The sequence below is a fragment of the Rhizobium sp. Pop5 genome, from assembly GCF_024721175.1.
Lineage (GTDB): Bacteria > Pseudomonadota > Alphaproteobacteria > Rhizobiales > Rhizobiaceae > Rhizobium.
Window position 1 is genome coordinate 2,741,654 of the sequence record NZ_CP099399.1, and the last position, 20,797, is coordinate 2,762,450.

A 20,797-nucleotide genomic window follows, 5' to 3' on the forward strand; every position below is an offset into this window, starting at 1 on the left:
GCGGAGAGACCACTTGGCTCACGTTCAGCGGCCGAAAGCCGCCTTTTGCTGCTGGTCGACGAGATTGTCGATGAACCAGTTCGGATAGACCGGCGCAGGCTCGGTCGCCGCATCGAGCGCGGCAAGCTCGCCTTCCTCAAGCATCAAATCCGCCGCGCCGAGATTGTCGGCCAGTTGATGCGGCTTCGAGGCGCCGAGCAGCACGCTGGAGACCGCCTTTTTCGCAAGCAGCCAGGCGATCGCCACCTGGGCGACGCTCGCTCCGTGTGCGGCGGCAATCACCCGCATGCGCTCGACCAGCGCGAAGCCCCGCTCCTTGTCGAAGGGCAGGATGTCGAAGCCGGAATAGCGGTTCTCGGGATCGCCGAGCGTTTCGCGCGTGTATTTGCCGGAGAGAAAACCGGAGGCGAGCGGGCTCCAGACCGTGAGCCCGAGGCCATAGCGCTGCATCATCGGAAGAACGTCGCGCTCGACATCGCGGCCGAGCAGCGAATAGTGCATCTGCCCATGCGTGAAGGGCGCCAGCCCATTCGCCTTCTGGATTTCAAGCGCTGCCGCCACCTTCCAGGCCGACCAGTTGGAGAAGCCGATATAACGGACCTTGCCGGAGCGCACGACGGCGTCGAGTACCGACAGCGTCTCCTCCAGCGGCGTGAACGGATCTTCCTTGTGAACGATATAAACGTCGATCCAGTCCGTTCCGAGCCGCTTCAGGCTTTCATCGACCGACCAGAGAATGTGGCGGCGGGAGAGTCCGGCCTGGCCGAGCGGCGCACCGGTGCGGAAGCCGACCTTCGTCGCGATCACCACCTCACTGCGCCGCGCCTTCAAGACCTGCCCAAGGATCGTTTCCGACTGGCCGGAGGCATAGGCATCCGCCGTATCGAAGAAGTTGACGCCGGCATCGAGCGCTTGGCCGACAAGCGCGTCGGCGACGTCGGCCTCGGTCTTGTAGATCGAACCCATGCTGCGGTCGCCCGATGTAAAGGTCATCGCGCCGAAGGCAAGCCTGGAAACGGCAAGGCCAGTTTGTCCGAGGGTCGTGTACTGCATGTCATCCTCCATCCGTTGGATTGTTGTGATCGGATGAGCAGACAATGCACCAAAGCATTATTGCGAAAAACCCGCCTGATCGATAAAGCTTATGAAGTTTAGCTTCACAATCGCACCATGCCACACGATCCCTTCACCGGACTGACCGAATTCCTGGCGGTCGCCGACGCCAGGAGCTTCACTGCTGCCGCCGCGTCGCTCGGCGTGACACCGACCGCCGTCAGCCAGACGATCCGCGCGCTTGAAAAACGGCTCGGGATGCCGCTTTTCGTCCGCACCACGCGGCGCGTCGCGCTCACCGAAGCGGGCGCTGCCCTCTTCCATCGGATTCGCCCCGCCGCAGCCGACATCGCCGATGCCTTCGACATGCTGGAGGACTTCCGCGATCGTCCGCTCGGGCATCTCAGACTCACCGTGCCGCGCATGGCCGTACCTGTGATCGTTACGCCGCTGATGCCGCGATTTCGCCAGGCCTACCCCGACATCTCGGTGGAGATTTCAGTCGACGATGCGGCGATCGACATTACCGAACGTGGCTTCGACGCCGGCATCCGCATCGGCGAGGCGATCGAAAAGGACATGATCGCGATGCGGCTGACACCTGATATCACTTGGACGGTCGTCGGTTCGCCCGGCTATTTCGCACGGCACGGCCGGCCGGCGACGCCCGAGGACCTCACCCGTCATCAGGCGATCCGCTATCGCTACCCGACATCTGGCGTCATCTATCGCTGGGAATTCGAGCGTGCCGGACGCGACTTCTCCGTCGATGCGCCCGGCAGCGTGATGGTCAACGATTTCCTGCTGCTGCTCGAACTCGCCGAAGCCGGGCTTGGCCTTGCCTATCTGCCCGACATTTCCGTCGGCGAGGCTGTGGCGGCGGGGCGGCTCGAACGGGCCCTTCAGGCCTTTCTGCCGACCTCGCCCGGCCTCTTCGCCTATTTTCCCGCCCGCTCGCAGGCGCAGCCAAAGCTGCGCGTCTTTCTCGACATGGCCTCGACGCTCTTGCGCCGCAAAGGGTGATAGCTCAGCGGCGCGTCTGCTGCTCTTCGAACGAGAAAATTCGGATCCGCCCGACCGGTCCGGCAGCGTTACGGCTGGTCCGCACCCTTGATCGCCTGGCCGTTGACCGTGACCGAACCGTCGCGACCGACGCTGATGTCCCAGCGCGAGCGGCCGTCAGCGTCGGTCTTGGCAAAGCCCTTCACCATCATGATGCCGAAGGAGACCTGGTTGAGGTCGGGGTCGGTCTTGGCGAGCTCCTGAACCGCGGCGATCGTCTTGTCGAGATCGCGGGCAAGAATCGTCGCCTCCATCGAATAGTCCTTCTCGGTGTCGACCCTGCCCTCGATCTTGCCTGTCATGTCGATGTCGTAGACATCGGACTTGGCACTGATCTTCGGAAACTCGACAGCGAGACGGCCGTCCCGGAAGAGCTTCTTGCCCATCTCCTCGCCGCTCTTCTCCGCCGCCTTGTCGTTGAAATCCATCGCCATGAAGGCATCGCCGAAGCTTGCGAAATCCAGATTGGGAACGGCGAGCTGCAGATCGAGACTGGTCGGCATAAAGGCCGAATAGCTCGCCGGCATCAGCGGCGTGTCGACGCTGATGTCCTGCGCGTTGAAGCCGAAGCCGAAACGCATGGCATCGGTCGGCCCGTCCATGGCGACGTTGTAGCCGAATGCTTTGGCGCCGCCCTTGCCCACTTCTGTGCTGACGGTCAGATTGTTGACCCCGATCGTTTCACTGAATGAGGTAAGAAGCGGGAAAGCATCCTTCACGATTCCCTTTATCTTGGTGGTGTTTTCGGGGCTCAATTCCTTCTCGTCGACATGGTCGAGAACGAAGAAGATCATGTCGCGGATCTGCTTGGCCGGCAGGCCGTTCACCTTGCCGTCGAAATTGACCGTGTCGGCGCGGAGTTCGACAGGCGGCGTCTGCTGGCCGGAAACCTGCTCGAGGAAGCCCGACACCGAACCGCCCACAACGAAATCGATACGCCCGTTGCCGCCGGCGCTGTCGGTGGAGCTCAGCTTCTGCTCCATGCTGGCCATGCTGGCGCTGACTTCCTCGGTATCGGTCTTGCTTGTGACCTTGATGTCCTTGGCCGTGGCGCTGCTCGAACGCAGATAGCTGATCGCGGGATCGAAGACGCCGGTGTAGGCGAGCGAAGCGATCGAATAGGTGAAATCCGTCGGCTTCTGGTCCTTGCCCTTTAAGTGGCCGGAGACGTTGAGGCTGTTATCGCCCTCGATGTTCCAGAGGCCGCTGTCGAGCGGCGTGGCAAATGTCGAGAATGGCGTCAGACCATTGATTGTGAAGGTCGCCGGATCGACTTTGGTCAAAAGCTTCGCCAGATCGTAAATGATCTCGTAGCGCGTGCCGGCCGGATTGACGGTGATCAGACCGCTCTTCGCCAGATCCTCGGGAAGCAGCTTCGTCAGAGTGTCCTTGACCGCATTGGCGCCGTCCTGGTTGATTTCGACGCCCTGGGCTGTAGTGACAAGGCAAAGTGCCAGCAAGCTCGTTGCCGTGACAAGTTTGAGACGCATAGTCCGATTTCTCCTCAGCCGCTCTTTTGATTGCGGCCATCCAAAGATGAGAAGCGCGTCCGTGTCAATTTGCGCTTTCGTGGAAATGACAAATTTGCCGCTTGTTTCGGCGGCGGATTTCGCGCACGACCGCGCCGCAATCGGCAACTTGCGTTTCCGAGCGACTTATAATATAGGCCACCGGTCCGCGTAGACACCCTTGGAGGCAACGCGGATGAGGTTGGATCATATCCGCCTCCGGTTCGATGGCACAAGGCTTCCCGCCGCCGCCGAACTCTCCAAATAACCTCGAAAGGAATAGCCATGAGCCAGGAAACTTACGAGCTCAAGGCCGAGGCGCGCGAACGGGTTGGTAAGGGGTCCGCCCGTGAACTTCGCCGCAACGGTTTGATTCCCGCTGTCATCTATGGTGACAAGCAGGCCCCCATTGCCATCGCTCTCAACACCAATGAGGTGACGAAGCGCATTCACGCCGGTGGCTTCATGACCACTGTCGCGACCATCGAAGTCGACGGCAAGAAGTACAAGGTTCTGCCGAAGGACTACCAGCTCGATCCGGTCCGCGACTTCACGCTGCATGTCGACTTCCTGCGCGTCTCCGGCAACACCCAGGTGACCGTCGAAATCCCTGTTCACTTCATCAACGAAGATAAGTCCCAGGGCCTCAAGGTCGGCGGTGTTCTGAACATCGTTCGCCACGAAGTCGAAGTTCACTGCCCGGCCGATGCGATCCCGGAATTCTTCAATGTTGACCTCAGCGGCAAGAAGATCGGCGACAGCATCCATATTTCGGAAGTTACCCTCCCGAAGGGCGTCACCACGGTCATCGACCGCGACTTCACGATCGCGACCATCATCGCCCCGGCTGGCGGCGTCGATGAGAGCGCTGCGGAAGGCGAAGCCGGAGCTTGATCGCTTCGACAATTTGTAAAGCATATGGCCCGCTTTCCCTTGGAAAGCGGGCTTTTTTCGTTGCCCGGAATGGTTGTCGTTTCAGCAACATTTAAGAAATTTATGGAAGCATGCTCCGTCAGCTGCGAAGAAGCCCGCCCAACGCGCGACAGCAAATAAGGCCGGCCGGGGGAGTAGACGGAACCATGAGCAATTCCGTTGAGAACAGATTTTTTGCGATAGTTTGCGGAGCGCTGCTCGTTTTTGTGGCTCCGCTTTTTGTTCTCTTCCTCTTTCTCTCTTCCGAACGTGCCGACAAGGAAATACGCGACCATATCTCTGTTCTTCTTGTCGCCAATGCCCAAGCGCTCGCCAAACCCCTCTGGGATCTCGACGAGGACAGCGTCACCCAGATCAGCGCGACCGTCGTTTCCCAGGGCGCCATCGTCAAGGTCGAGGTGCGCGACCAATCGGGCCAGCTCGACGTCAGCCAGTCCACCATTCCGCGCTCCTTCAGCGGCAAGCTCGTGCAGGTGTCGCGCGCCATCATCTACAACACGGTCGACGGCCCGAAGAACCTCGGCAGCATCAGCGTCTATTACCCGGCGCTCGGCCTGTTCTCGGGCCTGAAGCAGGAAGAGGTGGTTTTCGTCTCGATCTTCATCTTCGCGGTGCTGGCGGTTTTCGGCACGGCGCTGATCGGCAACCGGATCTTCGTCATCCAGCCGCTGATGCGCCTGACCGCCGCGATCGAGGCGACGCGCCAGCTCGGCTCGCGCCATCACGTCGACTGGCAGTCGAACGACGAGATGGGCCGGCTTGCCCGCAGCTTCAACGAGATGCAGACCAAGCTCGAAAGCGAGGAGAAGGAGCTGAAGGTCGCCCATCGCCGCGCCACCGACATCTATAACCTGACCCCCGCCATGCTCTTCTCGCTCGACGAGGAAGATCGCATCACCGCCGTCAGCGATTATTGGCTGCTCGCCACGGGTTATCAGCGCGCCGCCGTCATCGGCCGCAACTTCGCCAACCTCGTCACGCCGAGCACCCGCGACAAGTTCGTCAGGCGCCGCGAAGCGGAAAACGGCATGGCCGTCACCGTCAAGTTCATCTGCATGGACGGCCGCATCATGGACATCCTCATCATGGAATCGGAAGCCGGAGCCGATGCCCAGGACCGCCTCTCGCTGTCTGTCATGACCGATGTGACCGAGCTCAAGGCCTCCGAGGACCGCAACCATCGCCAGGCGATCACCGATCACCTGACCGGCCTTCTCAACCGCCAGGGCTTCGAAGCCGTTCTCGACAATAAGATCGCGGCCGCCGACGCCGCAGGCCAAGAACTCGCCTGTCTCTTCGTCGATCTCGACCGCTTCAAGTGGATTAACGACAATATGGGCCATGCTGCCGGCGATACGGCGCTGATCGAGCTCGTCGCGCGTCTGAAGATGCATCTTGCCCCCTCCGACGAGGCCGCCCGCCTCGGCGGCGACGAATTCGCCATCCTGCTGCCGGCCAGGGACGCCGAGAAGCGGGCCAGGGTGATGTGCGAGCAGATCGCCTCGATCTTCGAAACGCCCTTCGGTCCCGACATGCATCTCAGCGCTTCCGTCGGCATCGCCATCTATCCCAGACATGCAGCGACGGCGGCCGAACTGCTGCAGAAATCCGACATGGCGATGTATGCCAAGAAACGCGACGGCAAGAACGGCGCGCAGCTCTTCGACAGCGTCATGCTCGACCGCGCCCGCAGCCGCGCCGAGATCGAGGCCAATATCGAAGCCGGCCTCGTCGACAACTGGTTCGAGGCCTTCCTGCAGCCGATCGTCAACCTGAACGGCCGCAGCATTGCCGGCTTCGAGGCGCTGATGCGCCTCAACCATCCGCAGAAGGGACTGATGCCGCCGGCCGAAATCATCAGCGTCGCGGAGGAGACGGCGAAGATCGTCCGCGTCGGCAACGTCATCATGGAAAAGGCGATCGCCCACCTCGCGAAGATTTCCCGCATATCAGGCATGCAGGATACCTATCTCGCCATCAACTTCTCGCCGCTGCAGTTCGACGCCGCGCTACCGGCTCGCCTTGCCGCCATCGTCGGCCGCCACGGCATCCGCCCCGAGCGTATCGTCGTCGAGATCACCGAAGCCGTGCTGATGCACGACAACCCTGAGATCCGCATGATCGTCACAGAGCTTCGCCATTTCGGCTGCCGGATTGCGCTCGACGACTTCGGCACTGGCTATTCGTCTCTGAGCTACCTCAACCGCTTCCCCGTCGACATCATCAAGATCGACCAGTCCTTCACCCGCGCGATCAACGACGGCGACGACGATGTCCGCCAGAAGAGCCGTATGCTGATCGAGAGCATCACCACGCTCTCCCACAAGATGAACTGCACCGTGATCGCCGAGGGTATCGAGACCGAAGAGGAATGCCGTACGCTCCACCAGATGGGCCTTGACTACGGCCAGGGCTATCTCTTCCATCGTCCCCAGCATGCAGCCAAGCTCATCGAGGAATTGGTGGCGCCGCAGTCCAGCGTCGCACGCGCCTCGTGAACGAAGAACGAAGGAGATGCCATGATGAAAAAACTCCTGCTTCTCGCATGCCTGGCGCTGCCCTGCGCCGCCCATGCGCAGACGGTGGCCTTCACCACCGAGGATTACGCGCCCTTCAACTATCGTGAAGGTAAGGAAATCAAGGGCGCGACCGTCGAGCAGGTCGAAAAGGTGATGGCCGCGATCGGCGTCGACTACACGATCGAAGTCATGCCCTGGGCGCGCGCTTACAGCCTTGCCCGCACGGCGCCGATGACCTGCGTCTTCGCGACCGCCCACAATAGCGCGCGGGACCCCTTGTTCAAATGGATCGAGCCGCTGCTCATCGACCGCAATATCCTGATCACCCGCAAGGGTTCGGGCGTCACCGCCGGCAGTCTGGACGAGGCGAAGAAATATACGATCGGCACCCAGCGCGAGGATTATACCGAGACGATCCTGAAGGAGAGTGGTTTCACCAAGCTCGACGTCGCCAGCGATTTCAACGCCACGCTGCGCAAGCTGCTGAACGGGCGCATCGACATGATGCCGATCTCCGAACTCTATTTCGAAAAGCTGAAAGCCGATCAGCCGGTGGAGATGGTGACCGTGCTCTCAGCCCAGCCGATGGGCATCGCCTGCGAGAAGGGCTTTCCCGACGATCTGCGCGTCAAGATGCAGGCCGCCCTCGACAAGCTGATCGCCGATGGTGTCCAGAAGCAGATCTACCTGAAATACGGGATGAACCTGTCGGAGTGACGCCGCCCGGCAGGCCATTGCCCTTTCCGCTTGACTTTGCTTTCGTTTCCGGGTGGTGAACGTCGGGAAAGACCTATAGCGCGTGGCGATCTTTCAGATTCGCCAGCCACGCTGTAGGTCTTAGATTTTCCGTATGTCGTGATCGCACAACCGCTGCACATTTTTGCGCGACATGCTCAAGTAAGGGAAGACAGGCCATGCTGATCATCGCGGGTCTCGGCAATCCCGGCGGCAAATACGCCGGCAATCGCCACAATATCGGCTTCATGGCCGTCGACGCCATTCACCGGCGCCACAGCTTCTCACCCTGGTCGAAGAAGTTCCGCGCGGAGATTGCCGAAGGCGAGATTGCCGGCGAGAAGGTGCTGCTGATCAAGCCGCAGACCTTCATGAATCTCTCCGGCGAGTCCGTTGGCGAGGCCATGCGCTTCTATAAGCTCCAGCCCTCGGATCTCGTCGCGATCTACGATGAACTCGACCTTCCCCCGGGCAAGGCGCGGCTGAAGACCGGCGGCGGCCATGGCGGCCACAACGGCATCAGGTCACTGGACGCCCATTGCGGCAAGGAATACCGGCGGCTGCGCCTCGGCATCGGCCATCCCGGCATCAAGGAAATGGTGCAGAACCATGTGCTCGGCGATTTCGCCAAGGCCGACAAGGCCTGGCTGGAGCCGCTTCTCGAAGCACTCGCCGACAATGCCGACATGCTGGTGCGAAACGAGGATTCGCAGCTGATGAACAAGATCGCGCTGGCGCTCGGCGGCAAGGCCGAGGAGGAGAAGCCGCGGAAGGAAGAGAAGAAGCCGGCCGGCCAGTCGCATATCCGCCAGGCCCGCAGCAACAATCAGCCGAAGCTGCCGGCGACCGGGCCGATGGCCGACATGCTGAAGAAGATGTTCGGCGGCAAGGGAGACTGAGCCGGTGCCGGACCAGCAATTCACCATCCGTCCCGCCGCATCAGGCGATCTTCCGGCACTTGCAGTCCTCTACCACCATCTGAACCCGACTGATCCCATTCTCGACGGCACTAAGGCCGAAGACCGCTTCTGCGCCATCCTCGCCCAGCCCGGCATGACCGTGTTCATCGGCTTTACGGGTGATCTTGCCATCGCCACCGTCACGCTGGTCGTCGTGCCGAACCTGACGCGGGGCGGCGCCTCCTATGCACTCATCGAAAACGTCGTCACCCATGCCGATCATCGCCGGCGCGGCTACGCCGGCGCGGTCATCGGCCATGCGGTTGAACAGGCCTGGAAAATGGGCTGCTACAAGGTGATGCTGCTGACTGGCTCGAAGAACCCGGCGACGCTGCGCTTCTATGAGAATTGCGGTTTTCTGCAGGACAAGACCGGCTACCAGATCCGCCGGCTCTAAGCCTATTCCTCGGGCTCCGTTGTGAACATCAGCGGGAAGCCCATCTCCTTGGCAAGGTCGATCCCCTCCTTGGCCTTGGTCTCGGCAATATCCCTAGCGCAGACCACGACCACGCAGGAACCAAGCTTGTGGGCCGTCATCATCACCCGGTAGCCGGTCTCCTCGCTCATGCGGAAGACGACCTTCAGGATCACGATGACGAATTCGCGCGGCGTATAATCATCATTAACGAGAATGACCTTGTAGAGCTTCGGCTTCTCCAGCCTCGGCTTCACCTTGGTCTTCGGTTTCAGGGCAACGTCATTGTCACTCATCGGAAAATCCACCCGTTGATGACATGAAAAGGCGGAAGAACCATCCGCCGGACTATATTGCACCGTGAGCACGGCAGTTCAATGACGTAAATCTCAGTCAGCGGAAAGCAGAAGGCAAATCGCCTTATCTTCAAGCCGAGGGCGGGCCGGTTTTCCAATTCATGCCGCAAACCCTTGACCCGGGGCGGCCATTCCCGCATAGGCAGGGCAAAGTTACCAATAGATATGGATCAAGCCATGGGCTTCAAATGCGGCATCGTCGGCCTGCCGAACGTCGGCAAATCGACCCTCTTCAACGCGCTCACCAAGACGGCGGCCGCGCAGGCGGCAAACTATCCCTTCTGCACCATCGAGCCGAACACCGGCGAAGTCGCCGTGCCCGATCCGCGCATGCGCAAACTCGCCGACATCGCCAAGTCCAAGGAATTGATCCCGACCCGTATCTCCTTCGTCGACATTGCCGGCCTCGTGCGCGGCGCCTCGAAGGGTGAAGGCCTCGGCAACCAGTTCCTCGCCAATATCCGCGAAGTCGATGCCATCGTGCATGTGCTGCGCTGCTTCGAAGACAGCGACATCACCCATGTCGAAGGCCGCATCAATCCTGTGGCGGACGCCGAGACGATCGAGACCGAGCTGATGCTCGCCGACCTAGAGAGCCTGGAGCGCCGCACCGAGCAGACGCGCAAGCGCGCCACCGGCAAGGACAAGGATTCCATGGCGATGCTGCCGATTATGGAAGCCTCGCTGAAGCTGCTGAACGAAGGCAAGCCGGTGCGCACGCTGCTGTCGAAGCTCGCCCCCGATGAGATCGTCATCCTCAAGGGCCTCAACCTCTTGACCTCGCATCCGGTGCTCTATGTCTGCAACGTCGCCGAAGGCGATGCCTCCGCCGGCAATGAATTCACCGCAGCCGTCGCCGCCATGGCTAAAGAGCAGGGTGCCGAAACCGTCGTCATCTCGGCGGCGATCGAGGCTGAAGTTGCCCAGCTTCCCGAGGAGGAAGCCAAGGAATTTCTCTCTGCTCTCGATCTCGATGAGGCGGGCCTCGACCGGCTGATCCGCGCCGGCTACAAGCTGCTCCACCTCATCACCTATTTCACCGTCGGCCCGAAGGAAACACGCGCCTGGACGATCGAGCGCGGCACCAAGGCGCCGCAGGCCGCCGGCGTCATCCATTCGGATTTCGAGCGCGGCTTCATCCGCGCCAACACCATCGCCTATGACGATTACATCAAGTTCAACGGCGAAGTCGGCGCGAAAGATGCCGGCAAGGCGCGCGACGAAGGCAAGGAATATGTCGTCCAGGACGGCGACGTCATCCACTTCCGCTTCAACACCTAAGAAATAACGGGCTGCCGCCTCAACCTGGCGGCAGTCTCTCTGAAATCGCGCTCGGCAGCGCACGCAGCACCAGCCGCCGAAGCGGCATCCATCCCGTTCCGATAATGAGCACGATCGCCCCGACGACGATCAACGTCGTGTAGATGTAGGTGTCGACAGTCGCACTTCCGTGCCGGAAGACGCTGAAGATCGCAGCGCCGAGCGACAACAGCCCCGAGGTGACGAAGGCGCGGCGGTCGATGATAAGGCCGATCAGCATCAGCGCCGCAACGGTCGCGACGACCACGGGCGTCCGGGCAGACATGTTTGCCAGGTCGAAGATACGGCCGCTTTCCCCGACGGACAGCAAGGAAACGGTGCTGTAGAGCAGCGCGGGCGCCGCACCGAGATGCAGCCAGAAAGCGATATCCGAGCGCGTCGAGCGGCGCAACCGGTCGCCGAGATCGAAATAGAGCGCCGTCGCAAAGAGGCCGAGCGCGCAGACGAGGGAAATCGCAGCCAGCAGCGCAAGATGATCGACGAAAAATGCGGGATTGCCACTCAGCCATTGCACCAGACGCAAAATCAGGCTGAGCACCAGGGCAAGCGTCGACATGATGGTAAGCGCCAGCGATAACGGCACGCGATAGCGGGCATAGTAGAGACCGAGAAGGATCGGAAAGCCGGCGACGAACTGCGTCAGATCAGCCCCGATTTCGGAAGTCCACGGCGTGAAGACGCGCGACATCAGCAGAAATGTCCAGCAGAACAGCGCGATCGTCAGGCTGACGGCCGGCAAGGCGAGCCGCTGGCGGCGCACCAGTATTTCCGAAAGCACGATGATGGCCACCGGCACCGCGTAAAGCGGCGCAAGGCCCCAGAGACCGACGAGCGCGACGATGACGCCGATGGTGATCAGCACGTCGTGAAAGCCACGCACGAAACGCGGCGTCTCCGTATCCGACCAGGCCTGCCCTTCGGCTGCCATGGCCGGCTGCGTCGCGATGACGGCCACGCCGCGCTCGGTCAGAAACGGCAGAAGCCGTCCGCCCGCCTCCGGCGAAATCAGCCCCTGGCGCGCCGCCTCGTCGAGTATCGATCTCAGTTCCGTCATGCCGGTTTGTCTCCCCGGAATCATTGAGCCCGCGCGGATGCTGTTGTAAGCACTAGAGCATGATGCCGAAAAGTGTGAGCGGTTTTCGAGCGACATCATGCTCTAACTCTTTAGCGTAGAACAGGATTCAGATTTTTAGGACGATTCGGCCTAAAATCATCCTGTTCTAGGCGCTTGATATGGCGGAGGAACGAATGTCGGCAGAAAAGCTGTCCCTGGAGGATTTCGAGCCCGGCCGCCGCTTCCCCCTCGGCCCGAAACTGGTGCTCGCCGAGGAAATCGTCGAGTTCGCTAGCGAATTCGATCCGCAGCCGATGCATCTCGACGAAGCCGCCGGCCGCGCCAGCATCCTTGGGGGGCTTGCCGCTTCCGGCTGGCATACCTCCGCGATGCTCATGCGCATGATGGCAGACAGTTACATCGTGAACGCGCTCTGCGAGGGCGCGCCGGGCATCGATCTTATGGAATGGCGAAAGCCGGTGCTCGCAGGTGATATGCTGCAGGGTCGGTCTATCGTGCTCGAGACCAGGCCGATGCGCTCGCGCGCCGGCATGGGCATCGTCAAGTTTCGCCACGAGGTGGAAAACCAGCGCGGCGAACTTGTCTGCGTCTCCGAGAATTCGGTGATGATCCGCGCGCGTGCTCTTCCGGAGGAAGCCAATATGGATTCGGGGCGGTCAGCATGAGAATGTCGGAACTCTGCGTAGTGGGCGAGAAGGCCGAGATTGGCAGCTACGCCTTCACTGAGGAAAATATCATCCGCTTCGCCGGACGCTACGACCCGCAGCGTTTTCATATCGACAAGGAAGCCGCGAAAGAGACCCTCTTTGGCGGCCTGTGCGCTTCCGGTTGGCACACCACGGCCGCATGGATGCGGACCTTCCTCGCCTTTTGGGAACGGCAGCGTGTGGTGCTCGCAGAGCAGGGTCTCACGGCGCCGAACCTCGGCCCCTCGCCCGGCTTCCAGAAACTGCAATGGCTGCGGCCGGTCTTCGCGGGCGATGTCGTCAGCTATTCCGTCGCCTTCCTCTCCAGCCGGCCGCTCGCGTCGCGGCCGGGCTGGCATCTCAACACCATTCTCTGCGAAGGCGTCAATCAGAACGGCGATTTCGTCTTGCGCTTCGAAAGTGGTGTCTTGGAGTTCGACTGAGACCCTCCCAATAAGGGCTCAGTGTCCGGAGAATTCGACCAGAGTGTGCACGACGACGCCGAGCTCTTCCAGCTTCCGGCGGCCGCCGAGATCCGGCAGATCGATGACGAAGCAGGCGCCGACCACCTCGGCGCCCATCTGGCGCAAAAGCTTTGTCGCACCAACGGCCGTACCGCCGGTGGCGATCAGGTCGTCGACCAGGATCACCTTCTCGCCGGGCTCAACTGCGTCGCGATGCATCTCCATCTCGTCGACACCATATTCCAGGCTGTAGGCGATGCGCACGGTGTCGTGCGGCAGCTTGCCCTTCTTGCGGATCGGCACGAAGCCCGAGGAAAGCTGGTGCGCCACGGCGCCGCCGAGGATGAAGCCGCGTGCCTCCATGCCGGCGATCTTGTCGATCTTCGTGCCCGCATAGGGCTGCACGAGTTCGTCTACCGCCCGGCGAAACGCGCGGGGATTGCCGAGCAACGTGGTGATGTCGCGGAAAATGATGCCGGGCTTGGGGTAGTCTGCAATGGAGCGAATGCTGGCTGCGAGCTCCGACGTCGTATTGTCCATGGAAAGTCCATATTCTGCTAAAGCATGTCGCGCAAAATTGTACAGCGGTTTTGCCCGCACGACACGTCGCAAAACCAGAAACCTGAAGCGTGGCAAGCGAATTTGAAAGATCGTGGCGCACTTCAGGGCATGAAACCTGTGCACCCTATCAATTGCCGGGGGCGGAACCAACAAAAAAGGCGGCCCGTAAGCCGCCTTTCGAATTCCGGCAAGGAACGCTCAATGGTCCTTGTTGGCGTAGACCGAGCGCTTCGTCAGATAGATCAGTATCGTGAAGATCGCCAGGAAGATCATGACCATGAAGCCGGTGCGCTTGCGCTCCTCGAGATGCGGCTCGGCAGCCCACATCAGGAAGGAGGAGACGTCCTTGGCATACTGGGAGACAGTCTGCGGCGAGCCGTCGTCATAGGTCACCTGACCATCGGAAAGCGGCTTCGGCATGGCCAGCACGGCAGCGGCATGGAAATACGGGTTGTAGTGCTGGTTCGGCTGAATCTCGAAACCGGCCGGCGGCTCTTCATAGCCGGTCAGCAGCGAGTAGATGTAGTCCGGGCCGTTTTCCTGATACTGCGTGAAGATGTCGAAGACGAACCGCGGGAAGCCGCGCTCGACCTCACGTGCCTTGGCGATCAGCGAAAAGTCAGGCGGAGCAGCACCGTTGTTGGAAGCGGCTGCCGCCTCCGCATTCGGGAACGGCGACGGGAAGTGGTCCGAAGGGACCGCCTTGCGGGTAAACATCTCGCCGCTGGCGTTCGGGCCGTCCTGAACTTCGTAATTCGCCGCGAAAGCCTTCACCTGCGCCTCGTTATAGCCGAGCTCGTCGAGCATGCGGAAAGGTACGAGGTTCATCGAATGGCAGGCGGAACAGACCTCCGTGTAGACCTTGAGGCCGCGCTGAAGCTGGCCCTTGTCGTAATGGCCGAACGGACCGGCGAAGGTCCATTCCTGCTCCCTCGGCTCCTTCAGCGGGTAGTGCGGCGTCGCGCCTTGCTCGTGATGGGCCGGAGCCGCACCGTTGGCGGGCGTCGCCTCCTCGGCCATGACGGCGCTGCCGATACCGGCAGCGACAGCCAGGGAGAGAATGCTTGCAACAAGCTTTTTCATATTTCTATTCCTTCCCGTCGCTCGCTCAGGCCGTGGCCGCAGCAACCTTGTTGCGCTTTTCGAGGACCGCTTCGGTGATCGAATTCGGAATGCGGCGCGGTGTTTCCACCAGACCGAGAACCGGCATCGCGACCAGGAAGAAGGCGAAGTAGAGGAGCGTGCAGATCTGCGAGATCGTGGTGAACAAGCCTTCCGCGGGCTGCGAGCCGAGCCAGCCGAGGATGATCGCGTTGATCACGAACAGCCAGAAGAACAGCTTGTACCAGGGACGATAAACGGCCGAGCGCACCTTCGAGGTATCGAGCCAGGGCAGGAAGAACAGCACGATGATCGCGCCGAACATCACGAGCACGCCGCCGAGCTTGGAGTCGATCGGGCCGACGCTGAAGGTGATCGAGCGCAGCATCGCGTAGAAGGGCAGGAAGTACCATTCCGGAACGATGTGAGCCGGCGTCTTCAACGGGTCGGCCGGGATGTAGTTGTCGGCATGGCCGAGGAAGTTCGGCAGGTAGAACACGAAGTAGGCGTAGACCAGCAGGAAGACGGAAACGCCGAGGGCATCCTTCATCGTCGCATAGGGCGTGAAGCGCACCGTGTCGGTCTTCGTCTTGACCTCGACGCCCGTCGGGTTCGTCTGGCCGGTGACGTGCAGCGCCCAGATGTGCAGGACGACGACGCCGGCGATCATGAAGGGCAGCAGGTAGTGCAGCGAGAAGAAGCGGTTCAGCGTCGGCTGATCAACGGCAAAGCCGCCGAGCAGGAACTGCTGGATCCACTCGCCGACCAGAGGGAAGGCCGAGAAGAAGCCGGTGATGACGGTGGCACCCCAGAAGGACATCTGACCCCAGGGGAGAACGTAGCCCATGAAACCGGTCGCCATCATCAGGAGGTAGATGACGACGCCGAGGATCCAGAGGATTTCGCGCGGCGCCTTGTAGGAGCCGTAGTAGAGGCCGCGGGCAATGTGCAGGTAGACGGCGACGAAGAAGAAGGATGCGCCGTTGGCATGCAGGTAACGCAGGAGCCAGCCGTGGTTGACGTCGCGCATGATCTTTTCAACGGAGTTGAAGGCGATCGTCGTGTCGGCGGCATAATGCATGGCGAGCACAACGCCCGTCAGAATCTGCACGACCAGCATGACGGCGAGCATGGCGCCGAAGGTATAGGCGTAGTTCAGGTTCCTCGGAACCGGGTATGCAATGAAGCTGTCATAGACCATGCGCGGCAACGGAAGGCGCGCATCGACCCATTTTTCCAAGCCGGTTGATGGCTCGTAGCTGGAATGGCCACTCATGAATCAGTCTCCCCTCAACCGATCTTGATTTTGGTATCGGACACAAATGAAAAGGTCGGAATCGCCAGGTTCTGCGGTGCAGGACCTTTGCGGATGCGGCCGGCCGTGTCGTAGACCGAGCCATGGCAGGGACAGAACCAACCATTGTATTCGCCGGCCTGACCAAGCGGAACGCAGCCGAGATGGGTGCAGGTGCCGATCATGACGATCCAGTTTTCCTTGTCCTTGCCGCCCGAACGGTCAACACCCGTTGCCTGAGCGTCGGCAGGAAGGTTCGCATTGCGGGCGATCGGATCCTTGAGGTCCGAGAGCGCAACGTCGGCGGCGGCCTTCACTTCCTCAGGCGTGCGGTTGCGGATGAAGATCGGTTTGCCGCGCCATTTGACCGTCAGCGACATGCCGGGCGTAAGGCTCGCGACATCGACTTCGATGGAAGCGAGCGCCAGTGTCGACGCATCCGGGCGCATCTGATCGATGAACGGCCAGGCAACCGCAACGGCGCCGACCGCACCAGCCATGCCCGTGGTGAGATAAAGGAAATCACGGCGAGTGGGCTCTGTTGAAGCCTCGCTTGTCGTTACGTGTTCGCTCACGGCTTATCCATCCTCTGCGCAATTGTCGCGGAATTCCGCCCTGCCCCCTTTACCGGCGAATCTCTCTGGACACAATTCGGCCATAGATTCCCCGGCAATCCGGCGCGTTCTATGCTTGATCGCAAATTATGTCCAGCCTTGACAAGGGGATGAGGGCACAATGTCGCGGGAAATTTCGGATGAATTTTTTAAGGCAAATACCGGCTTGCCATTATGCTGCATTGCAACAAAAAACCCGTCGTGATAGGCGCTGTCGCAATCACGCAAGCTAGCCGGACCAGAGCGGATGAGAGACACGATTTTTTGCGTATTCAGCGTCCTCACGACACTCGTCCTTGCCGTCGTGTCGCTGCGTTACGTCAAAGATTTCTATCTACTTTCCTTCTTTTACAGCTTCCAGCTCCATCTGGCGGTGGCTGCGGCGGTCGCCTCCATCGCGGCCCTTCTCGTCAAGCGGCACTGGTATGGCTTTCTGACGCTCGGCGTATCGATCCCCCTCGCCGTCCATGGCCTCCTGATGACGCGCGAATTCGTCGAACCAACAGTCGAGGAGAACCGTCCGGCTCTTTTCCGGCTGATGTCCTTCAACATCGAGAACGATAATTTCGCAAACGGCCCTGCGATCGCCGACATGGTCATCGCCTCGGGCGCCGACGTCGTCAACATCCTGGAGGCCGAGCCGCTGCTGTCGGAACTGCCGCGGTTCTTGAAAACCTATCCCTATTACGTCGGCTGCGGTGTCGGCATGGAGCAATGCGATACGCTCGTCCTGTCGAAGCGCCCGCTGATCGAACCCCGCATCCGCAGTCTTGGCCTGCTCTGGCGCAACCGGCTGACGGTCTCGACCATCGATTTCAACGGCACGAAGGTCAATTTCCTCGCCGCGCACCTGACCAAACCTTATTATGACGAATTCCACGGCCTTGAGATCGAAGATCTCGACGAGATTATCCCTACCCTGCCGGGGCCGCTCGTTCTTGCCGGCGATTTCAACACGTCGATTCTGGCGCCCGACGTGCAGTATCTCATGCGCAGACAGGGCCTGGGCACGGTGTCGCTGGAGCCCGCGACATGGCCGATCATCGCCGGTCCCTTCGGCATTCCGATCGACCACATCTTCTCCAAAGCGCCTCTGCGTCTGAAATCGGTCAGCCGCATCAAGGACGGCTTCGGCTCAAATCATTTTGGCCTCATGGCGGAATTTGTCGTCGATCCCTAAGCCCTGATCCTCGTCCGTCGCCAGGAAGCCGCCGGACTGGCGTGCCCAGAGTTCGGCATAGAGCCCGCCGCGCGAAAGCAGTTCGTCATGGCTTCCCTCCTCGATGATTCGGCCGAGATCGACGACGATCAGGCGGTCGAGCGCGGCGATCGTCGATAGCCGATGGGCGATCGCGAGCACCGTCTTGCCCTCCATGATCCGATGGAGATTGGACTGGATCGCCTCTTCCACTTCCGAATCGAGCGCCGAGGTCGCTTCGTCGAGCACGAGGATCGGCGCATCCTTCAGCATGACGCGGGCAATGGCGATGCGCTGGCGCTGCCCGCCCGACAGCTTGACGCCGCGCTCGCCGACATGCGCATCGAAGCCTTTGCGGCCCTGCTGATCCTGCAGGCGGGAAATGAAGTCGATGGCCTCGGCGCGTCTCGCCGCCTCGATCAACCGCTCCTCGCCGGCATCCGGCCGCCCGAACAGAATATTGTCGCGCACCGAACGATGCAGCAGCGAGGTATCCTGGCTGACGACGCCGATCTGCATTCTGAGCGATTCCTGCGTCACGGCCGATATATCCTGGCCGTCGACGAGGATCTGCCCGCCCTGGATATCGTAGAGGCGCAGCAGCAGGTTCATCAGCGTCGATTTGCCGGCGCCCGAACGCCCGACGATGCCGACCTTCTCGCCCGCGCGGATGGTCAGGGAGAAATTCTTGACGACGGGCTCATGACCCTTGCCGTATTGGAAGGAAACATTGTCGAAGCGGATGCCGGGCTGCCGGATCACCAGGTTCTTCGCGTCGGGCCGATCGACGAGTCCGAGCGGCTGGGAGATGAGCTCGGCGGCATTCTGGATGGTGCCGAGATTGCGCATGATGCCGTTGAACTGCGTCATCAGCCGTCCGAGCAGGAAATTCAGCCTGAGCACCAGCGCCAGCGAGAAGGCCACCGCGCCGGAACTGACGAGGCCGCGCAGCCAAAGATCGACGCTCAGGCCCGCCATCGTCACGATCATCAGGCCGGAGAGCAGCGCCATCGAGGCCCGAACACCTGTGATGAACCGCGTGAAGCGCAGCACCGAGTCCTGAAAGATGTCGAAGCCCTGCCGCATGTAGCGGTCGCTCTCCTCGTCGCGCGCAAAGAGCTTGAGCGTCTGCATGTTGCTGTAGGAATCGACCATCCGCCCGTTCAGCATCGATCCGGCTTCCGCCGTTTCGCGGGAGTGATGGCGGATTTTCGGAACGAAATGGCGGGCGAGCAGGCTGAAGGCGCCGAGCCAGAACAGAACGACGGCGGCAAGTGAGTAGTCCAGCCGGGCGACGAGCGCGAGCGTCGTGACGGCATAGATGCCGACAAACCAGACGCTTTCCATCAGCGACGTGACGAGATCGCCGGTCGCCTGCCCGGCCGACCAGACCTTGGTGACGATGCGCCCGGAGAAATCGCTCTGAAAGAACGACAAAGACTGCCTGGAGACGTGGAGATAGGATTGCCAACGTGCTAGATTGTAGAAGCCGGGCGTGATGACTTGCTGGTCGACCAGCGCGATCAGGAAGGCAACGACGAAGCGCACGATGCCGATGAGGGCGAGCATGCCGAACAGCTCGCCGCCATGGGCTGCAAGGAGGCCGCTCCAGCCGGCGCCGGGCGTGATGCTGGCGAGGATGTCGACCAGCCGGCCGACGAACCAGAAGAGCGCGGCCTCGATGGCCGCCGATGCGCCGCCGAGAATGAGCATGGCGATGAACGGCATCTTCGCCTGGCCGATATAGAACCGGATGAACCCGAGCGTTCCACGCGGCGGCTGGAGATTGGCGCGCGGACGAAAGGGATCGATCCAGGTTTCGAACAGGTGGAGTATGGGGCGCAGGAACATGGGAAACGATATAGGCGGATCGAAGGGTGCGGCAAAGGGAATGAAAAGCGGACGCAACCTTATATTTTCGTAATTATCGGTAACATCGGCGGCATCACCATTGATTGCTCCCGAGCCCGTCACAATCTGACGATACGATCGCGCTTCATCACCGGAGAGAGGGTCCATGGAAACGAAAATGCTCGATGCGCATATTCCGCTTCCGCTTGCCGAACGGCTCGATGCCATGGCTATCGACCTGGCACAGCCGCGCGATGAAATCGTCACCGAAGCCCTTACCGCCTGGCTCGACCGCGAAGAGCGCCGCCGCATCGCCGCGCTGCGCACGATAGCGGCCGCCAACACCATCGTTGTCGTCGAACACGACCGCGTGATCGACTGGGCCGACAGCCTTTGAATGGACGGCGTGCGCAAGCGCCGCATCCTTGCCGGCGCGCGTCAATTTCCGCCAAGAATACCGATAACATCTCGACGTCCATGCAGGACACGTATGATCGTAACCAATTCAATTTCAACGATATAGTAGGCGCGAATATCTTCGAAACCGGGAACGGGCCAAGATCTTATGCCGATGAGATTTGAATTGCCGAATGCCCGGCGTGCCGGAATTCGGATATTCCAGAAGACGGATGAAAGACTGCTCAGCGGCATCCAGGAACCGCAGAGCGGGTTCCTCTCCGGCATGTTTCGAGAGATAGGAGAACTGCAACAGGATATCGTTGAGAGCTGCCGGTTTGACGGCAAGCTTCACGGCGATTTCTTCTTGCTCTGCGCAGCCAGCAGCTGCGCGGCTTCTTTTCTCAGATCGCTCCAGAATGCAGGCGTCGCCTCTACGGCGTCGCCCGACGCCAGGCCCTCGAGCAGCAAAGCCTCGAGCCGCGCCTCGTTTTCGCGTTCCTGCGCCTCGCGAACGAGGCCGCGGAAATATTCGCTGACATTACCATAGCCTTTGCTCGCCATCTGGCTTTCGACAAAAGCCTTGAGACTGTCAGGCAATGAGATCGTCACGGTCGCCATAAGCAATTCCTCGTCGATATCAGCGAGCCTAACATAGCTTCTTAACTGTTCTCAACGGTTAAGAAGTCCTCCCCGC

21 protein-coding genes are annotated in these 20,797 nt (G+C 60.9%); 11 read left to right on the top strand and 10 right to left on the bottom strand.

Annotated elements, in window-relative coordinates; genetic code table 11:
- Window positions 1-24: 24 nt before the first annotated feature.
- Complete coding sequence (locus NE852_RS15920) at window positions 25-1,053, bottom strand: aldo/keto reductase (RefSeq protein ID WP_258155822.1); 1,029 nt, start codon at window positions 1,051-1,053, stop codon at window positions 25-27.
- 117 nt (window positions 1,054-1,170) lie between these two features.
- Here NE852_RS15920 and NE852_RS15925 point away from each other — a divergent pair, with 117 nt between their 5' ends.
- Complete coding sequence (locus tag NE852_RS15925) at window positions 1,171-2,076, top strand: LysR family transcriptional regulator (protein WP_008530787.1); 906 nt, start codon at window positions 1,171-1,173, stop codon at window positions 2,074-2,076.
- A 68-nt stretch (window positions 2,077-2,144) separates the two neighbouring features.
- Here the strand turns inward: NE852_RS15925 and NE852_RS15930 are convergent, their stop codons facing one another.
- On the bottom strand, window positions 2,145-3,605 hold the full coding sequence (locus NE852_RS15930) for a hypothetical protein (RefSeq protein ID WP_008530785.1): 1,461 nt from the start codon (window positions 3,603-3,605) through the stop codon (window positions 2,145-2,147).
- Window positions 3,606-3,908: 303 nt separating this feature from the next.
- On the opposite strand from NE852_RS15930, the gene NE852_RS15935 reads away from it, so the two are divergent.
- The 5 genes from NE852_RS15935 to NE852_RS15955 all read left to right on the top strand — a co-directional run bounded on the left by NE852_RS15935 (window position 3,909) and on the right by NE852_RS15955 (window position 9,166).
- Complete coding sequence (locus tag NE852_RS15935) at window positions 3,909-4,517, top strand: 50S ribosomal protein L25/general stress protein Ctc (RefSeq protein WP_008530784.1); 609 nt, start codon at window positions 3,909-3,911, stop codon at window positions 4,515-4,517.
- A 185-nt stretch (window positions 4,518-4,702) separates the two neighbouring features.
- The gene (locus NE852_RS15940) at window positions 4,703-7,054 is read left to right on the top strand and encodes an EAL domain-containing protein (RefSeq protein WP_008530783.1); all 2,352 of its coding nucleotides are present in this window, start codon (window positions 4,703-4,705) and stop codon (window positions 7,052-7,054) included.
- A 24-nt stretch (window positions 7,055-7,078) separates the two neighbouring features.
- A complete protein-coding gene (locus tag NE852_RS15945) occupies window positions 7,079-7,792 on the top strand; it encodes an ABC transporter substrate-binding protein (protein WP_008530782.1) in 714 nt (237 codons plus the stop codon).
- Window positions 7,793-7,989: 197 nt separating this feature from the next.
- Window positions 7,990-8,709, top strand: a complete 720-nt coding sequence (gene pth, locus NE852_RS15950) for an aminoacyl-tRNA hydrolase (RefSeq protein ID WP_008530778.1) — start codon at window positions 7,990-7,992, stop codon at window positions 8,707-8,709.
- A 4-nt stretch (window positions 8,710-8,713) separates the two neighbouring features.
- Window positions 8,714-9,166, top strand: a complete 453-nt coding sequence (locus tag NE852_RS15955) for a GNAT family N-acetyltransferase (protein ID WP_008530777.1) — start codon at window positions 8,714-8,716, stop codon at window positions 9,164-9,166.
- Window positions 9,167-9,168: 2 nt separating this feature from the next.
- On the opposite strand, the gene clpS is transcribed toward NE852_RS15955, so the two are convergent.
- Window positions 9,169-9,480, bottom strand: a complete 312-nt coding sequence (gene clpS, locus NE852_RS15960; RefSeq protein WP_008530776.1) for an ATP-dependent Clp protease adapter ClpS — start codon at window positions 9,478-9,480, stop codon at window positions 9,169-9,171.
- Window positions 9,481-9,717: 237 nt separating this feature from the next.
- Between clpS and ychF the strand changes: the two genes are divergently transcribed.
- Window positions 9,718-10,821, top strand: a complete 1,104-nt coding sequence (ychF, locus tag NE852_RS15965) for a redox-regulated ATPase YchF (RefSeq protein WP_008530775.1) — start codon at window positions 9,718-9,720, stop codon at window positions 10,819-10,821.
- A gap of 19 nt (window positions 10,822-10,840) precedes the next feature.
- Here ychF and NE852_RS15970 read toward each other — a convergent pair whose 3' ends face one another.
- Window positions 10,841-11,914, bottom strand: a complete 1,074-nt coding sequence (locus NE852_RS15970; protein ID WP_008530774.1) for a hypothetical protein — start codon at window positions 11,912-11,914, stop codon at window positions 10,841-10,843.
- A 194-nt stretch (window positions 11,915-12,108) separates the two neighbouring features.
- Here NE852_RS15970 and NE852_RS15975 point away from each other — a divergent pair, with 194 nt between their 5' ends.
- Complete coding sequence (locus NE852_RS15975; protein ID WP_008530772.1) at window positions 12,109-12,600, top strand: MaoC family dehydratase; 492 nt, start codon at window positions 12,109-12,111, stop codon at window positions 12,598-12,600.
- Window positions 12,597-13,064 (top strand): MaoC family dehydratase, encoded by a 468-nt coding sequence (locus tag NE852_RS15980; protein ID WP_008530770.1) that lies wholly within the window; start codon window positions 12,597-12,599, stop codon window positions 13,062-13,064. Before NE852_RS15975 ends, NE852_RS15980 begins: the two co-directional genes overlap by 4 nt.
- 18 nt (window positions 13,065-13,082) lie before the next feature.
- Here NE852_RS15980 and NE852_RS15985 read toward each other — a convergent pair whose 3' ends face one another.
- The 4 genes from NE852_RS15985 to petA form a co-directional block, all read right to left on the bottom strand.
- A complete protein-coding gene (locus NE852_RS15985) occupies window positions 13,083-13,625 on the bottom strand; it encodes an adenine phosphoribosyltransferase (RefSeq protein WP_258155823.1) in 543 nt (180 codons plus the stop codon).
- A gap of 219 nt (window positions 13,626-13,844) precedes the next feature.
- Window positions 13,845-14,729, bottom strand: coding sequence for a cytochrome c1 (locus NE852_RS15990; RefSeq protein WP_008530765.1), 885 nt, complete (start codon window positions 14,727-14,729; stop codon window positions 13,845-13,847).
- 25 nt (window positions 14,730-14,754) lie between these two features.
- Window positions 14,755-16,023 (bottom strand): cytochrome b N-terminal domain-containing protein, encoded by a 1,269-nt coding sequence (locus NE852_RS15995; RefSeq protein WP_008530763.1) that lies wholly within the window; start codon window positions 16,021-16,023, stop codon window positions 14,755-14,757.
- A gap of 14 nt (window positions 16,024-16,037) precedes the next feature.
- Entirely contained in the window at window positions 16,038-16,616 is a 579-nt protein-coding gene (gene petA, locus NE852_RS16000; RefSeq protein ID WP_008530762.1) for a ubiquinol-cytochrome c reductase iron-sulfur subunit, read from the bottom strand.
- A gap of 286 nt (window positions 16,617-16,902) precedes the next feature.
- Here petA and NE852_RS16005 point away from each other — a divergent pair, with 286 nt between their 5' ends.
- Window positions 16,903-17,835 (top strand): endonuclease/exonuclease/phosphatase family protein, encoded by a 933-nt coding sequence (locus tag NE852_RS16005; protein WP_258155824.1) that lies wholly within the window; start codon window positions 16,903-16,905, stop codon window positions 17,833-17,835.
- On the opposite strand, the gene NE852_RS16010 is transcribed toward NE852_RS16005, so the two are convergent.
- Window positions 17,791-19,704, bottom strand: coding sequence for an ABC transporter ATP-binding protein (locus NE852_RS16010; RefSeq protein ID WP_258156710.1), 1,914 nt, complete (start codon window positions 19,702-19,704; stop codon window positions 17,791-17,793). The two genes, NE852_RS16005 and NE852_RS16010, sit on opposite strands and share 45 nt — an antisense overlap.
- 166 nt (window positions 19,705-19,870) lie before the next feature.
- Between NE852_RS16010 and NE852_RS16015 the strand changes: the two genes are divergently transcribed.
- Window positions 19,871-20,101 (top strand): CopG family ribbon-helix-helix protein, encoded by a 231-nt coding sequence (locus tag NE852_RS16015; protein WP_008530755.1) that lies wholly within the window; start codon window positions 19,871-19,873, stop codon window positions 20,099-20,101.
- A 350-nt stretch (window positions 20,102-20,451) separates the two neighbouring features.
- Here NE852_RS16015 and NE852_RS16025 read toward each other — a convergent pair whose 3' ends face one another.
- Window positions 20,452-20,721, bottom strand: a complete 270-nt coding sequence (locus NE852_RS16025) for a ribbon-helix-helix domain-containing protein (protein ID WP_008530753.1) — start codon at window positions 20,719-20,721, stop codon at window positions 20,452-20,454.
- Window positions 20,722-20,797 lie beyond the last annotated feature (76 nt).

Bases quoted from the DNA above. Each gene is read 5' to 3' on its own strand.
- NE852_RS15920 (WP_258155822.1), bottom strand. From the start codon at position 1,053: ATGCAGTACACGACCCTCGGACAAACTGGCCTTGCCGTTTCCAGGCTT.
- NE852_RS15925 (WP_008530787.1), top strand. From the start codon at position 1,171: ATGCCACACGATCCCTTCACCGGACTGACCGAATTCCTGGCGGTCGCC.
- NE852_RS15930 (WP_008530785.1), bottom strand. From the start codon at position 3,605: ATGCGTCTCAAACTTGTCACGGCAACGAGCTTGCTGGCACTTTGCCTT.
- NE852_RS15935 (WP_008530784.1), top strand. From the start codon at position 3,909: ATGAGCCAGGAAACTTACGAGCTCAAGGCCGAGGCGCGCGAACGGGTT.
- NE852_RS15940 (WP_008530783.1), top strand. From the start codon at position 4,703: ATGAGCAATTCCGTTGAGAACAGATTTTTTGCGATAGTTTGCGGAGCG.
- NE852_RS15945 (WP_008530782.1), top strand. From the start codon at position 7,079: ATGAAAAAACTCCTGCTTCTCGCATGCCTGGCGCTGCCCTGCGCCGCC.
- pth (WP_008530778.1), top strand. From the start codon at position 7,990: ATGCTGATCATCGCGGGTCTCGGCAATCCCGGCGGCAAATACGCCGGC.
- clpS (WP_008530776.1), bottom strand. From the start codon at position 9,480: ATGAGTGACAATGACGTTGCCCTGAAACCGAAGACCAAGGTGAAGCCG.
- ychF (WP_008530775.1), top strand. From the start codon at position 9,718: ATGGGCTTCAAATGCGGCATCGTCGGCCTGCCGAACGTCGGCAAATCG.
- NE852_RS15970 (WP_008530774.1), bottom strand. From the start codon at position 11,914: ATGACGGAACTGAGATCGATACTCGACGAGGCGGCGCGCCAGGGGCTG.
- NE852_RS15975 (WP_008530772.1), top strand. From the start codon at position 12,109: ATGTCGGCAGAAAAGCTGTCCCTGGAGGATTTCGAGCCCGGCCGCCGC.
- NE852_RS15980 (WP_008530770.1), top strand. From the start codon at position 12,597: ATGAGAATGTCGGAACTCTGCGTAGTGGGCGAGAAGGCCGAGATTGGC.
- NE852_RS15985 (WP_258155823.1), bottom strand. From the start codon at position 13,625: ATGGACAATACGACGTCGGAGCTCGCAGCCAGCATTCGCTCCATTGCA.
- NE852_RS15990 (WP_008530765.1), bottom strand. From the start codon at position 14,729: ATGAAAAAGCTTGTTGCAAGCATTCTCTCCCTGGCTGTCGCTGCCGGT.
- NE852_RS15995 (WP_008530763.1), bottom strand. From the start codon at position 16,023: ATGAGTGGCCATTCCAGCTACGAGCCATCAACCGGCTTGGAAAAATGG.
- NE852_RS16005 (WP_258155824.1), top strand. From the start codon at position 16,903: ATGAGAGACACGATTTTTTGCGTATTCAGCGTCCTCACGACACTCGTC.
- NE852_RS16010 (WP_258156710.1), bottom strand. From the start codon at position 19,704: ATGTTCCTGCGCCCCATACTCCACCTGTTCGAAACCTGGATCGATCCC.
- NE852_RS16015 (WP_008530755.1), top strand. From the start codon at position 19,871: ATGGAAACGAAAATGCTCGATGCGCATATTCCGCTTCCGCTTGCCGAA.
- NE852_RS16025 (WP_008530753.1), bottom strand. From the start codon at position 20,721: ATGGCGACCGTGACGATCTCATTGCCTGACAGTCTCAAGGCTTTTGTC.